Genomic DNA, 13,876 nt, shown 5'->3' with positions numbered 1-13,876 from the left:
CACTCTAGGGGCGATTTAATCGCGGCGCGAGATTTGTAACCTAGTGGGCTAAGTAAAAATCGAGCAACAAAGAGTTAATCGCCCCTAGGAAGAACCTGAAGGGCAGCGCGTGTTTGGCATTGATGCTGCGTTATCGCCTATTTATGTGGAACAACCACACTACATAGGCTCTGCCTTGCCTAAATACCAAACACACTGCTGCAAAATTAATCACAAAAGGTCAACACGCCCTAGTTAGTTAAAAAATATAAAAAATAGATAATTTCTGTGAATTTCTTAACTTTAGCGCTAAGTTAGACAATACTAAAACTATAACTAATCTAATAATGTCAGTCATTAGTCTGTCTTTGTTTGGGCGGGCTAACCCAAGAGGATGGCACACATATGTCAACAGAAAATGCATTACTGACCATATTGGTCGACAGAATAAATAATGACACTTTAGTGTTACCTACCTTACCAGAAGTTGCTGTGAAGGTAAGGCAAGCTGCGGATAACCCCGAGGTAAACTTGATGGATATGGCAGATGTCATCTCTCATGATCCGGCATTATCAGCACGAATGATCAAAGTCGCCAACAGTGCATTTATGGGGCGCTCAGTTAAAGTTACAAATCTACACCAAGCTGTAACACGAATTGGTCTACGTCAAATTAAGAACATTGCAACTGCAATGGCAATGGAGCAGCTGTTTGTATCGCATAATGAGCTTATCAAAGGCTATATGGACAAGGCATGGCAAAAAACCCTTAAAGTAGCGTGCCACTCAATTACCTTAATGGATTTCTTCTTACGCAGAAATAAGCAAACCTCGCTTAATCGCGACACAATTACCTTAGCGGCATTAGTTTATAACATTGGCGTACTGCCCATTTTAACAGAAGCTGAAAAGCACCCTGAGGTGTTCGCAAACCCAAGCTTCCTTGCTCATGCCATTCAAAAGCTGGGTGGTAAAGTAGGTGGCGCAATTATGCGTGCTTGGGGCTTCACCGATGAGTTTGTAGAAGTAGCTGAAAGCTGGGCAAATCCAAACTATCGTCCAGAGCATATTTGCTATGTTGATTTCATTCGTATTGGCGCGATTTTAGAAGGCATCTTACAGGTTTCTGATAAGTCTGCGGCATTACAAACTTACATGGACAAAGGCGTGATTGAATCACTTGATATGTTCAGTGAAGATGAATATCACGATATGCTTAACGAAGTAAAAGCGATTTTTACTGACTAACTACATCAAAAAGCGCGACTAAGTCGCGCTTTTAATGTTAACCATTATCTGGGTTAAATTTATAAATCTTCTGCGTCGCTTAAGCCTTGAGTCAGCTCTTCTAGCAGCTGTTTAATTTCTTCTGAAGCTAAGATAAAGTCAGCATCAAGTTTTACCGCCATATCTTCTTTTGGAATGTCGGCGTTTTCTTCTTTTAATGTTTCTGAGTAGCTTAAACGCTTAATTGAACCATCGTTTTGTAGCATGAACTTAACGCGTTCTTGCCAATCAAGAGCCAGCTTAGTTACGCGCTTGCCATTTTCTAAGTGTGATTTTACTTCGTCACACGATAAATCATGGCCTTTTAATTTAACCTGAGCGCCACTGTCATCGGCTTCTTCAAGCTCTGCATCGTTACCGATAGAAAAGCCTTCAGGGGTGCTGAAATTAGTTAACCAATCTGTTAAAAATACATCTAAATCGTAGTTCGCAAATGCAGGTACGACAGGTAGCGTGCCAAGTGATTTACGAAGTAGGGCTAATAGCTCTTCTGCTTTATTAAAGCTTGCGCTGTTAACCACAACCCAGCCATTCTTTTGATCAATAAATGCAAACTGTAGGCTCGATTTTTTGAAAGCTTGAGGCAGTAAAGTGTGCAGAATATTTTCTTTTAGTTCGTCTTTTTCTTTTTTCTTTACTGGGCGGTTTTCTTCAGCTTCGATTTGCTCTACTTTCTCTGCAACCAATTCGTTGATAACGGCAGCTGGCAGTACTTTTTCTTCACGTTTAGCACATACTAAAATGCTGTCTTGAGAGAAATGAGATAGGGTTTGACCATGTTTACCAAAGGCTTTTGTCCAACCGAAAGTTGAAAGCTCTTGGCCTGTACATGAGCGGAACAGATCTTGTTCTAGGGCTTTGTCGAAGTCTTCTTGAGAGTATGAAACGTCTTGTTTAAAACGGTAACAGATAAGGTTACTAAACCACATAATTAGGCTAATCCTTTCAATAAATTTGCCCAATCATAGCAATAAAAAACTGATGCCGAAATGAATCATTTCGGCATCAGCGCTAATTGCTTATGAGTTAAACATTGAAAGTGGTTTTGGCATGTTTTTCGGAAAACTAATATGGTAGTGCAAGCCTTTACCGACTTCGCTAGATACCTCAATATCGCCACTTAGGGTTTGTTTAACGAGGTTAAAAGTAATATGTGTGCCTAAGCCACTGCCGCCTTGGTCGCGCTTGGTTGTAAAGAATGGGTCGAATAGCTTTTCTAACTGCTCTTTTGATACGCCATTACCATTGTCTTTAAAGTCGATAACGACTTCGTCATCTTCTTCTTTAATAACAATATCAATGATGCCACTTTCAATTCCTTCGAAACCATGAATGAGTGAGTTCATAATCAAGTTTGTGAAAATTTGACTAATCGCACCCGCAGGCAGGTTAAGTGTTAAATCATCAGGGCAATCTAAATTAATATGATGCGATGTTTTCTTAAGCTTTGGATGGAGTGAGCGGATCACTTCACCTAGATACTCTTTAAAGTTAATGGTACGTACCGCTTCACTGGCTTGGTCCACTGCAATTTGCTTAAAGCTTGCAACCAGCTCAGAAGCTCGGTCTAGGTTACTAGTCAGTAGGCTAGTACTTTGCTTAGCGTCATTAATAAACTCTTCGAGCGCTTTTGGCGATAGGGTTTTTTCTTTATATGCCGCTTCAATTTGGTCCAAGCGTTCTTGTAAAAATGACGTTGCGGTAACACCAATCCCAATAGGTGTATTAACATCATGAGTAATACCCGCCACTAAGCCACCTAATGCTGCCATTTTTTCTGAGCCAACTAAGCGCTCTTGCGCCATATTTAGTTCATCAAGGTAGCGTTGTAATTCAGTTTGCTTGGTAATGAGCTCTTGTTCAGTTTGTTTACGTAAATCAATTTCTTCAGTTAGTGTCAGCTTTTGTTTTTCAAGCTCGTATTTTTGTTGCTGCAAGTCCATCATCGCTTGGCTTAGGTTTGATGTTTTGCGCGCTACTTCTTGCTCTAACTGTAAGTTATGTTGGTCGAGCTTTTCGTTGCTTATCAAAAGCTCTTTTTGCGTATGTTCGAGCTCTTCACGGTAAAGTACCACCTTATCAATTAAGCGGTTGAAAGACTCTTCCATTACTTTTAATTCGTTGTGCTCAACAGTTTTGATCTCGATATGGCGGCCTTCTAGGTCGTTTAGTTCAAGATCTTCAATTTGTTCTGTGAATTGCGCTAGTGGCTCGGTTAAGCGCTTTCTAAATGCAAGTAGGAAAAGAATGATCAAAAAGGTGGTTTTGATCATTGCATTACCAATTAAAAAGTAGATAGAAATCATGATGCGGCTAAAGACCACTTCGCGACTTGAGAACAGAGTTACATCACCTACTTGGGTTGTTTTTCCTGAAAATTCAAAAATGAGTGGGAATGTATAACCGAATAAGCCTGATGGCGTATCCTCGATAATCGCTTCTTCTTGCACTAATTGTTGACTGTATAGCTCGTGAATATCTAACGAACGACCTAACTGAGAGAGTACCTCGCCGCTATCATCACGCACAATAATACCCTCGATCATAGGGATTGCCAGTAAGCCCTCAGCCGTGGTGATGGTTTGTTTATCGTTCAGTTCCCAAATAGCGCGGGTTAAACTACGGCTAAATGTTTTTTGTAAAGTCGTTAACTCGTCGCGAATATAATCTTTGGTATTAACGTACTCAGCAATAACTTGTCCACATGTCACTACAAAAGTAAGTAAAAAGTAGACTGAGAGTACATTTGTTAATAATTCTTTGGACAGGCTTTTTTGTAGCATGGAATATCCATAGCTCCTTGGTGACAATTGTAATACATTCAGCTAGTTCTAAAGTTAGCTAATAAATGGTTAAAAAGAAATAAATATATCCTTTTTTACTGGAACATTTCTAAATTGTTAGTAAATTTTGAAAAAACTTGCCCTTACTGCGCTTGAAAAAGTGTGTTATAAATTTATTCCATCTTTAATTTAGCCTTTTTTGATGTTGTATTTGCTACAGCGAAGATTTTTATTTCATGAATAATCCTAATTTTTCAGTACTGGTCTGTGATGATTCAAATATTGCCCGAAAGCAGGTAGTACGCTGTTTAGGGGATTGCTTGGATGCAGATGTTCAACAAGCCACTAATGGCCGTGAAGCTCTAGCCTTATTGCGCGAGCAAAACTTTGATCTATTGTGCTTAGATTTAACCATGCCAGAATTGGATGGTGTTGCAGTGCTCGAAACGATCAAAGCAGAGAAAATTGAGTGCTTTGTTATAGTGATTTCGGCTGATATTCAGGCTGAAATGAAACAAAGAGTAGTAAAATTGGGTGCTATTGACTTCATTGATAAACCGATAGATCTTGTGCGACTAAAAGCAACTTTGCATAAATTTGGTATTCATTAATCTTTTATATAACACAAACGCATAATTTATCTTTTCTTTAAGGGTTGACAGGCTGGCTATATTTAAGGCAGTCTACAGACTATGAAAACATTTAATCACGCAACGACCATTATTATTACAACCATCATCCTTACGGGATAGTGGCATAGGTCGGTGCAACAAAATTATAGGCCTGTGTTCACTAGAACACAGGCCTTTTTCGTTTATGGAATGAGGAAACATAAATAATGCGAGTATTAAAATTTGGTGGGTCGTCCTTGGCCGACTACGCATGTTTGCAACAGGTAGCTCAGTTAGTCAAAGAAGAATTACGCGATGAAATGTTGTTAGTGCTGTCAGCACCCGGTGGCATGACAGATTCATTAGTAGCATTAGCAAGCGCTGCAGAGCAGGGGCAAGATTTTAGTGAGTTATGGCAAGCATTGGTTGCTCGCTGTGAACAACTAAAAGCTGCTGTTGAAGCTGACTTTGGTCAGGTAGCAAGTTGGCCTGATTTGAGCGAACTTAAGAATAAACTAGATGGTGTTGCACTTTTAAAGTGCTGCCCAGACCAAGTACGTGCTTATGCAATCAGTTTTGGTGAGCGCGTAAGTGTAGCCTTAATGGAGTGTATGCTTAAAGAAAGTAATGCTCGTTATTTAGAAGCGACAGATTGCATAGCTTCAGTGGGTGGCTACATTGATGCTGAAGCTGACTTGGCTGCAAGTAAGTTACGTTTTCAAGCAGCATTAAAAGCGGCACCGAGCACTATTTATATCATGCCGGGTTTTACTGCTGCCAATGAGCAAGGTGAGCTAACAACACTTGGTCGCAATGGTTCAGATTACTCAGCAGCTATTGCGGCAGCATGCCTAGAAGCTGAAGTATGCCAAATCTGGACTGATGTTGACGGTGTTTACAATGCAGACCCACGTTATATCAAAAAAGCATCTAAGGTTGATTCGTTATCTTATAAAGAAGCAATGGAGCTTTCTTACTTTGGTGCGAAAGTGTTGCACCCGAAAACGATTTTACCTTGTGCCAAAGCGGGGGTACCGTGCGAGATAAAAAATACTCATAACCCACGTGCAGAAGGTTCAGTGATCAGTAACGACAGTGTGTCGAACGACCCAGTTAAAGCGTTATCAAGTTTACAAAACCTCGCTATGTTAACGGTGTCCGGCCCTGGTATGAAAGGCAAAGTGGGCATGGCGTCAAAAGTATTTAATGCATTGGCGCACGACAATGTTTCAATTGTGCTGATCACTCAATCTTCGTGTGAATTTAGCATCAGTTTCTGTGTGCATGAGAGTGACCTATCTCTTGCTTTAGAAGCATTACAAACTGCTTTCGAATTAGAATCACAAGCCGGTTTAATCGAGCCAGTACAAGTACAGCGTAACCTTGCGATTGTTACTCTAGTCGGTGATAACATGCGTGCGCACAAAGGTTTAGCTGCTAAGTTCTTTGCTTCATTAGCTCAAGCGCAGGTTAACATTGTTGCTATTGCACAGGATTCAACTGAGAGTGCTATTTCAGCGGTTATCGACGGTGAACTATGCAACGACGCAGTAAAAGTGTGCCATGAGAACTTCTTTACTCACATTCCTTCAATCGATGTGTTTTTGCTTGGCTGTGGTTTAGTTGGTCAAGAGCTTATCCAACAGTTAGAGCGTCAACAAGCATGGCTTGAAAAACGTAACATCAAGCTGAACTTATATGGGGTAGCTAACTCAAGACAGCTATATCTAGATAGCGAAGGCATTGCTTTTGATGGCTGGCAAGACAAACTAGCCGAGTCAGAACAAGCATTTGATTTAAATCTGGTTGAGCAATTTGTAAAACAAAACCATTTAATTAACCCTGTGATCGTTGATTGTAGCTCAGCCGATAAGCTTGCTGGACAATATGTAGATTTCTTGAATGCCGGTTTCCATGTGGTTGCGGCGAATAAAAAAGCCAATACTAGCTCGTATGCTTACTACCAAGATTTAGTAGCAGCAACACAAAAGAATAATCGTAAGTTTTTATATGAAACAAACGTAGGTGCAGGCTTACCAGTACTTGATAACTTGAAATCACTATTTGGTGCCGGTGATGAGCTTATTAAGTTCAGCGGTATATTGTCGGGTTCATTATCGTATATGTTTGGTGCGCTACAAGATGGTTTATCTCTTAGCGAAGCAACGTTAAAAGCAAAAGAAAGTGGTTTTACAGAACCAGATCCGCGTGATGATTTATCAGGTACTGATGTTGCTCGAAAACTACTGATCATTGCTCGTGAATCGGGTCTTGAGTTAGAACTTAGCGATATCGAAGTTGAATCAGTTTTACCAAAAGGATTTGCAGAAGATGATTCTGTAGCAGATTTCATGGCAAAACTACCATCACTTGATGCACAGTTTAACGACCGCATTCAAAGTGCTGCAAGTGAAGGTAAAGTGCTTCGTTATGTGGGCACTATCGAAAACGGTCAATGTAAAGTAGGCATTGAAGCCGTAGATAGTAGCCATGCTCTTTACGATATCCGTGACGGTGAAAATGCATTGGCAATCTTAAGTCAATATTATCAACCACGTCCGTTTGTGATTCGTGGTTATGGCGCAGGTGCTGAAGTAACGGCTGCAGGCGTATTTGCTGATATCTTAAAAACATTAACACGTTAGGAGCTGGTCATGATCCGTGTATATGCACCCGCTTCAATCGGGAATTTTGCTGTCGGCTTTGATGCACTAGGTGCTGCGCTGGCACCTATCGATGGCACTTTATTAGGCGATGTTGTAGAGGTGAGTGCCGCTGAGCAAGATACTTTTGTCTGCTCTGGCGACTATGCCCATAAACTACCTGCAAATGCTGAAGAAAACTTGGCTTATCAATGTTTAATTCACTTTAAAGAGCACGTTGCACCGGCTATGCCAGCGGTAAAACTTGAGCTTAAAAAGAACCTACCAATTGGCTCAGGTTTAGGTTCAAGTGCTTGTTCTGTGGTGGCAGCGTTTGCTGCCCTTGATAAATTTGCCGAAACCAACTTATCTCAAGAGCAACTTATCGAGTTGATGGCTGATTTTGAAGCCATTGTTAGTGGCGGCCGTCATTACGATAACATCACACCCTGTTATTTAGGTGGTTTGCAATTAACGGGTGAACTCATTCCGAACAAGTCAATTTCGCTACCCGTTGATAATCAATGGTATTACGTAGCGGCTTTTCCAGGTTTTTCACTGAATACTGCAAAAGCGCGTTCGGTATTGCCAACGCAATTATCAATGCACGACAGTGTTGAGTTTGCACAGCGACTTTCTGCATTTAGCAGCTTATTGCTTACTGGTCGCTTTGATGCTGCGTTATCAATTATGACAGATGAAATCGCTGAGCCACATCGCGCACCGCTCATTCAAGGCTTTGCGGAAGCTAAAAGTGCTTTACCAGAGCTTGGTGCAGAGATTGTCAGTATTTCTGGTGCGGGCCCAACATTATTTACCGTGTGTAAGAGTCTTGAAGCTGCTCAAAAGTGTGCAGCTTGGCTGAATGATAATTACGTAAATGAACAAGGTTTCAGCCACATCTGTAAACTTGATCAGCTTGGCACACGACAGCTTTAAAGAATTTAAGGAATAAACATGCAATTACATAATTTAAAAGATGAAACACAACAGGTGTCGTTTGTTGAAGCGGTAAAAACGGGGTTAGGGCGTAACCAAGGGGTGTTCTTCCCTGAAAGCCTAACGCCAATTCAAGACATTGATGCGTTACTTGATTTAGACTTTGTTAGTCGTAGCAGCAAGATTTTATCGCACCTAATTGGCGATGAACTACCTGCCGATACCGTTGCACAGATGGTACAAAATGCCTTTAACTTTGATGTGAAACTGGTTGAAGTAGAAAAAGATATTTATTGCTTAGAGCTATTTCATGGCCCAACGCTTGCGTTTAAAGACTTTGGCGGCCGTTTTATGGCTGAGTGTCTTGCACAATTTAACCAAGGCGAAAAAGTCACTATCTTAACAGCAACATCAGGCGACACAGGGGCTGCGGTTGCCCATGCATTTTATAATAAGCCAAATATCGATGTCGTGATTTTATACCCGAAAGGTAAAATTTCACTAGCGCAGCAAAAGCTATTTACAACGTTAGGCAATAACATTCACTGCTATGCTGTTGATGGTAGCTTTGATGATTGCCAAAGCATGGTAAAGCAAGCTTTCTTAGACGGTGAAGTTAAACAAAAGCTAGGTCTAAATTCTGCTAATTCAATCAACATCAGTCGTTTAGTTGCGCAAGTATGTTATTACTTTGAAGCCATTGCTCAATTACCTAAAGAGCAGCGTAGTAAAGCGCATATCTCAGTACCAAGTGGTAACTTTGGTAATGTGTGTGCCGCAATGATTGGTGCTGTGCTTGGTATGCCAGTGGCTAAATTAAGCGCTACAACTAACCAAAACGACACTGTGCCACGTTTCTTACAAAGCAAAGAGTGGGCACCGAATGACACGCTTGAATCGTTATCGAACGCTATGGATGTGAGTAAACCGAATAACTGGCCACGCGTTCAGTCTATGTTGGATAACAAATGGTTTAGCTATGATGACTTTTATTCAAGCTGTGTTGGTGAAGAAGAAACAAAAGAGGTGATGAAAAAAATTCATCAAACGGGTTACATCGCAGAGCCTCATACTGCAATTGCTTATCAAGGCTTGAAAGAAAATCTAGCAGATGGCAGTGCAGGTATCTTTTTAGCGACTGCACACCCAGCAAAATTTAAAGACAGTGTAGAAGAAATTTTAGACATCGAACTACCTATGCCGAAGCCGCTTGCTGATGCGCTAGCAAATGAGTGCTTGGCTGAAGATATTAAGTTTGATTATCAATTGCTTCGAACTGAGCTGTTAAATAAATTAGCATAACCTTGATTATAGAGCGGCTAAGCCGCTCTTTTTTATGCAGTCTTTTAATAAAGCCCTCAATGAAGTAACGAATGGCTATGACGGTTTAAAATCCGCATGCTTAGAATGACCCCTGCCGAGATACACAGCAAAATACTGATCACCGAAACGAGTTCATTTTGCGTCCATTGCATCAAGGTGAATGCCGAAATAAAAATGATAAAAGGTTTAAATTCATAGTAATAGCGACGTTTTCTTTGCTTGACTCGCTGGCTTGAATGATCGGTTCTTCTGGCTTCAGAACGCATCCGCCAAATGTTAGCACCTAATAAAAATAAGATTACACCGATTAATGTAGGCACATAATTATTGGCTAATGTGATACAACTGATGCCGAGAAAAAAGTATCCGTAGGGGACTAATTCGTATATTGGTTTAGCTAACATGTACTTATACCATCCTTGATATTGACTAGTTACATAAGCTTAGTTTGCCCTAATAAAAACGCAATTTAACAATGCGATTTTTTGTTTAAGTAACATTTTAAATATCTATGAAATATTTTAAATTTATAAATTTTTGTTATGTATCAATAAAAAAATATCATTATTAAAACACTGTGAAATAAATTCAATCCCTGTTTAAATATGTTCATCTTTACAAGATAGGCAAAAGTGCGTTTTAAGCGTACAATACAGCCTTTAAAAAACACCATACACGTTGCCTTAGGAGACCCCATGTTAGAACGTAGCATGAATATTTCGGATTTCGATCCAGAGTTATTTGCAGCCATCAATAAAGAGACGGCTCGTCAAGAAGAGCACATCGAACTGATCGCGTCTGAAAACTACTGTAGCCCACGCGTACTTGAAGCGCAGGGTTCTCAGCTTACCAACAAATATGCTGAAGGTTACCCAGGCAAACGTTACTATGGCGGTTGTGAGCATGTTGACGTTGTTGAGCAACTAGCAATTGACCGTGCAAACGAATTATTCGGCACAGATTACGCTAACGTTCAACCACATGCGGGTTCACAAGCAAACGCAGCTGTTTTCCAAGCTCTTCTTCAGCCACACGATACAGTACTAGGTATGAGCTTAGCTCATGGTGGCCACTTAACTCACGGTTCACACGTTAACTTTTCTGGTAAAACGTACAATGCAATTCAATACGGCCTAAACGACGAAACTGGCGAAATTGATTACGCTCAAGTTGAAGCACTTGCATTAGAGCACAAACCAAAAATGATCATCGCTGGTTTCTCTGCATACTCAGGCGTTGTTGATTGGGCTAAATTCCGTGAAATCGCTGATAAAGTAGGTGCATACTTATTCGTAGATATGGCTCACGTTGCTGGTCTTATCGCTGCTGGTGTATACCCAAGCCCAATCCCTCACGCACACGTTGTTACAACAACAACTCACAAAACATTAGCAGGTCCTCGTGGCGGTCTAATCGTTTCTGCGTGTGGTGATGAAGAGATCTACAAAAAGCTAAACAGCGCTGTTTTCCCTGGCGGTCAAGGTGGTCCTTTATGTCACATCATCGCTGCTAAAGCGGTTGCTTTCAAAGAAGCATTACAACCAGAATTCAAAGCGTACCAAGCACAAGTTGTTAAGAACGCACAAGCAATGGTTGAAGTACTGCAAGAGCGTGGCTACAAAGTTGTTTCTGGCAAAACAGACAACCACTTATTCCTTCTTGACCTAATCGATAAAGATATCACAGGTAAAGATGCTGACGCTGCACTAGGTAACGCAAACATCACTGTTAATAAAAACTCAGTACCAAACGACCCTCGTTCACCGTTTGTAACGTCTGGTCTTCGTATTGGTTCTCCGGCTATTACTCGCCGTGGTTTCAAAGAAGCTGAGTCAAAAGAGCTTGCTGGCTGGATCTGTGACGTACTAGACAACATCAACGATGAGTCTGTACAAGCAGAAGTAAAAGAGAAAGTTAAAGCTATCTGTAAAAAATTACCAGTTTACGCTTAATTACTGGTTAAACCGTAATTAAGATAACAATAGCGTTGTTTTTTGCTATTATAAAGGCCGCTTACTAAGCGGCCTTTTTTTGTTTTTTATAAACGGAAGTTGAACCCTATGCATTGCCCTTTTTGCACCGCAAAAGATACTAAAGTAATTGATTCTCGACTTGTTGGCGGTGGTCACCAAGTGAGACGTCGACGTGAATGTAACGAATGCCATGAGCGCTTTACCACCTTTGAGGGCGCTGAGCTTGTGATGCCAAGAGTCATCAAGCAAGATGGTAGCCGCGAACCATTCAATGAAGACAAGTTACTGAATGGCTTGCATCGCGCTTTAGAGAAACGCCCAGTGAGCACTGAGCAGGTCGACGAAGTCGTTAACATCATTAAATCTCAACTTCGTGCTACGGGTGAGCGTGAAATCTCTAGCCATTTAATTGGCGAGTGCATCATGGAGTCACTAAAGAAACTCGACAAAGTAGCCTATGTGCGCTTTGCATCGGTTTATCGTTCATTTGAAGATATTCGCGAGTTTGGTGAAGAAATCGCTCGTTTAGGTGATTAATCATGTCGTTTACAGAGCTTGATACAGCTTACATGGCGCGTGCCATTGAGCTTGCTAAACAAGGTTGTTTTACTACGACGCCAAACCCGAATGTTGGCTGTGTTTTGGTTAAAGATGGCGAAATAGTCGGTGAAGGGTTTCATCAATTAGCAGGGCAGGGCCATGCTGAAGTGAATGCCTTGGCTGTAGCTGGCGACAACGCGAAAGGCGCTACTGCATATGTGACTTTAGAGCCTTGTAGTCATTATGGGCGCACTCCACCTTGTGCCGAAGGTTTAAAAGCAGCTGGTGTAAGTAAGGTCATTGCAGCTATGGTTGACCCAAACCCTGCGGTGAGTGGTCGCGGCCTACAAATTTTAGCCGACGCCGGTATTAGCGTGGCATCTGGTTTACTTGAGCAACAAGCGCGCGATTTAAATAAAGGTTTTTTAAAGCGTATGGAATCTGGATTGCCATATGTGACTTGTAAAATGGCATGTAGTTTAGATGGTAAAACCGCGCTAAATAACGGCCAAAGTAAATGGATAACAGGCCCTAAAGCGCGCCAAGATGTGCAAGCATTTCGTGCGCAAAGCTGTGCTATCTTAACCGGTGCAGACACCGTTATTACTGATAATGCCAAACTTAATGTTCGTGTTGATGAGTTGCCATTTACAATGCCAACCTCGTTGCCTTTGCGCCAACCAACCCGAATTATTCTTGACTCACAAAACAGGTTAACGCCTGAGCTTGAGTTATTCAGCATCGAGAGCCCGGTGATAATTTTTACCACTTCGCTTGATAATCACACCAAATGGCCTCACTTTGTTAAACACGAAGTGGTGCCAGCAATTAACAATAAAGTTGATTTATCGGCGGTTTTAAAGCGTCTTGCTGAATTACAATTTAATCATATTTGGCTCGAAGCGGGGGCAACCCTTGCCGGGGTGTTCGCAGAGCAAGATTTAATTGACGAATACATTGTTTATATTGCTCCTAAGTTAATAGGTGATATGGGCAAAAGCTTACTAAACTTTGCAGAAGTCACCATGATGAGTGATATCACTGAACTGACCTTTACTGATACAGTGATGATTGGCGACGATATTCGCTTAACAGCGATAAAAGCAAAGCAAGCCACAGACATTGAAAATAAAGAGTAGCACTATGTTTACTGGAATTATTGAAGCAACAGGTAAAATTGTTGAACTAACACAAAAGCAAGGTGATCTAGCTATTCGTATTCAAAGCCCTAATTTGGATATGAAAGACGTCAAGCTCGGTGACAGTATTGCCACCAATGGTGTGTGTTTAACGGTTGTCGCTAAACATAGCGATGGTTTTAGTGCTGACTTATCAAACGAAACAATCAGCTTAACTGGGTTTGCACATTATAAAAAAGGTCAAACAGTTAACCTCGAAAAAGCCATGCAACCGGTTTCTCGCTTAGGTGGGCACTTAGTGTCAGGCCATGTTGATGGTATTGCGACTGTCGAAAGTATTAGTCCTAATGCTCGTGCAACTGAGTACTGGTTAAGCACAGACAATGATTTAATGAAGTACATTCCGTACAAAGGTTCGGTGTGTATTGATGGCATTAGCTTAACCGTCAACGAGGTTGAGCAAAATCGCTTTAAGCTGACAATTGTTCCGCATACTGCAGAGCAAACAACGATTGCAGAATTTCAGGTGGGGACTCAGGTGAATTTAGAAGTTGACCAGATTGCTCGCTATTTAGAGCGCCTAATTAAAGGGGCTGAACAACCTTCCCGTTCAGACATATCAATGAGCTTGCTAGCACAAGCTGGCTTTATTAAATAAGC

12 protein-coding genes are annotated in these 13,876 nt (G+C 41.2%); 9 read left to right on the top strand and 3 right to left on the bottom strand.

The window, feature by feature from the left end; genetic code table 11:
* Positions 1 to 384: 384 nt before the first annotated feature.
* Entirely contained in the window at positions 385 to 1,227 is an 843-nt protein-coding gene (locus AUR67_RS17430) for an HDOD domain-containing protein (RefSeq protein ID WP_058586211.1), read from the top strand.
* 59 nt (positions 1,228 to 1,286) lie between these two features.
* Here AUR67_RS17430 and rdgC read toward each other — a convergent pair whose 3' ends face one another.
* Together rdgC and AUR67_RS17420 are read right to left on the bottom strand one after the other, a co-directional pair.
* A complete protein-coding gene (gene rdgC, locus AUR67_RS17425; protein ID WP_058586210.1) occupies positions 1,287 to 2,195 on the bottom strand; it encodes a recombination-associated protein RdgC in 909 nt (302 codons plus the stop codon).
* A gap of 90 nt (positions 2,196 to 2,285) precedes the next feature.
* Positions 2,286 to 4,049, bottom strand: a complete 1,764-nt coding sequence (locus AUR67_RS17420; protein WP_054562670.1) for a sensor histidine kinase — start codon at positions 4,047 to 4,049, stop codon at positions 2,286 to 2,288.
* A 236-nt stretch (positions 4,050 to 4,285) separates the two neighbouring features.
* On the opposite strand from AUR67_RS17420, the gene AUR67_RS17415 reads away from it, so the two are divergent.
* The 4 genes from AUR67_RS17415 (at position 4,286) to thrC (ending at position 9,543) form a co-directional block, all read left to right on the top strand.
* On the top strand, positions 4,286 to 4,660 hold the full coding sequence (locus tag AUR67_RS17415; RefSeq protein ID WP_054562669.1) for a response regulator: 375 nt from the start codon (positions 4,286 to 4,288) through the stop codon (positions 4,658 to 4,660).
* Between the two features lie 227 nt (positions 4,661 to 4,887).
* A complete protein-coding gene (gene thrA / locus AUR67_RS17410; RefSeq protein ID WP_058586209.1) occupies positions 4,888 to 7,305 on the top strand; it encodes a bifunctional aspartate kinase/homoserine dehydrogenase I in 2,418 nt (805 codons plus the stop codon).
* 9 nt (positions 7,306 to 7,314) lie between these two features.
* Entirely contained in the window at positions 7,315 to 8,241 is a 927-nt protein-coding gene (gene thrB, locus AUR67_RS17405; RefSeq protein ID WP_058586208.1) for a homoserine kinase, read from the top strand.
* An 18-nt stretch (positions 8,242 to 8,259) separates the two neighbouring features.
* Complete coding sequence (gene thrC / locus AUR67_RS17400) at positions 8,260 to 9,543, top strand: threonine synthase (RefSeq protein WP_058586207.1); 1,284 nt, start codon at positions 8,260 to 8,262, stop codon at positions 9,541 to 9,543.
* 56 nt (positions 9,544 to 9,599) lie between these two features.
* Here thrC and AUR67_RS21060 read toward each other — a convergent pair whose 3' ends face one another.
* Positions 9,600 to 9,884 (bottom strand): hypothetical protein, encoded by a 285-nt coding sequence (locus tag AUR67_RS21060; protein ID WP_235591856.1) that lies wholly within the window; start codon positions 9,882 to 9,884, stop codon positions 9,600 to 9,602.
* Positions 9,885 to 10,259: 375 nt separating this feature from the next.
* On the opposite strand from AUR67_RS21060, the gene glyA reads away from it, so the two are divergent.
* From glyA to AUR67_RS17380, 4 genes are all read left to right on the top strand, one after another.
* Positions 10,260 to 11,516 carry a serine hydroxymethyltransferase gene (glyA, locus tag AUR67_RS17395; RefSeq protein WP_054562665.1) on the top strand — a complete coding sequence of 419 codons (1,257 nt, stop codon included), beginning with the start codon at positions 10,260 to 10,262 and terminating at the stop codon, positions 11,514 to 11,516.
* Between the two features lie 108 nt (positions 11,517 to 11,624).
* The gene (gene nrdR / locus AUR67_RS17390; RefSeq protein WP_054552576.1) at positions 11,625 to 12,074 is read left to right on the top strand and encodes a transcriptional regulator NrdR; all 450 of its coding nucleotides are present in this window, start codon (positions 11,625 to 11,627) and stop codon (positions 12,072 to 12,074) included.
* A 2-nt stretch (positions 12,075 to 12,076) separates the two neighbouring features.
* Positions 12,077 to 13,216 carry a bifunctional diaminohydroxyphosphoribosylaminopyrimidine deaminase/5-amino-6-(5-phosphoribosylamino)uracil reductase RibD gene (gene ribD, locus AUR67_RS17385; protein WP_058586206.1) on the top strand — a complete coding sequence of 380 codons (1,140 nt, stop codon included), beginning with the start codon at positions 12,077 to 12,079 and terminating at the stop codon, positions 13,214 to 13,216.
* A 4-nt stretch (positions 13,217 to 13,220) separates the two neighbouring features.
* A complete protein-coding gene (locus AUR67_RS17380) occupies positions 13,221 to 13,874 on the top strand; it encodes a riboflavin synthase (RefSeq protein WP_054562663.1) in 654 nt (217 codons plus the stop codon).
* The last annotated feature ends 2 nt before the right edge of the window (positions 13,875 to 13,876 follow it).

This window comes from Pseudoalteromonas sp. XI10 (genome assembly GCF_001469895.1).
Lineage (GTDB): Bacteria > Pseudomonadota > Gammaproteobacteria > Enterobacterales > Alteromonadaceae > Pseudoalteromonas.
The sequence above is the reverse complement of the archived record's forward strand: the minus strand, read 5'-3'. Positions and strand labels throughout refer to the sequence as shown.

What these genes read in the sequence shown, in the direction of transcription:
- glyA (WP_054562665.1), top strand. Translation starts at nt 10,260, where the DNA reads ATGTTAGAACGTAGCATGAATATTTCGGATTTCGATCCAGAGTTATTT.
- ribD (WP_058586206.1), top strand. Translation starts at nt 12,077, where the DNA reads ATGTCGTTTACAGAGCTTGATACAGCTTACATGGCGCGTGCCATTGAG.
- AUR67_RS17380 (WP_054562663.1), top strand. Translation starts at nt 13,221, where the DNA reads ATGTTTACTGGAATTATTGAAGCAACAGGTAAAATTGTTGAACTAACA.
- rdgC (WP_058586210.1), bottom strand. Translation starts at nt 2,195, where the DNA reads ATGTGGTTTAGTAACCTTATCTGTTACCGTTTTAAACAAGACGTTTCA.
- nrdR (WP_054552576.1), top strand. Translation starts at nt 11,625, where the DNA reads ATGCATTGCCCTTTTTGCACCGCAAAAGATACTAAAGTAATTGATTCT.
- AUR67_RS17415 (WP_054562669.1), top strand. Translation starts at nt 4,286, where the DNA reads ATGAATAATCCTAATTTTTCAGTACTGGTCTGTGATGATTCAAATATT.
- thrA (WP_058586209.1), top strand. Translation starts at nt 4,888, where the DNA reads ATGCGAGTATTAAAATTTGGTGGGTCGTCCTTGGCCGACTACGCATGT.
- thrC (WP_058586207.1), top strand. Translation starts at nt 8,260, where the DNA reads ATGCAATTACATAATTTAAAAGATGAAACACAACAGGTGTCGTTTGTT.
- AUR67_RS17420 (WP_054562670.1), bottom strand. Translation starts at nt 4,049, where the DNA reads ATGCTACAAAAAAGCCTGTCCAAAGAATTATTAACAAATGTACTCTCA.
- AUR67_RS17430 (WP_058586211.1), top strand. Translation starts at nt 385, where the DNA reads ATGTCAACAGAAAATGCATTACTGACCATATTGGTCGACAGAATAAAT.
- thrB (WP_058586208.1), top strand. Translation starts at nt 7,315, where the DNA reads ATGATCCGTGTATATGCACCCGCTTCAATCGGGAATTTTGCTGTCGGC.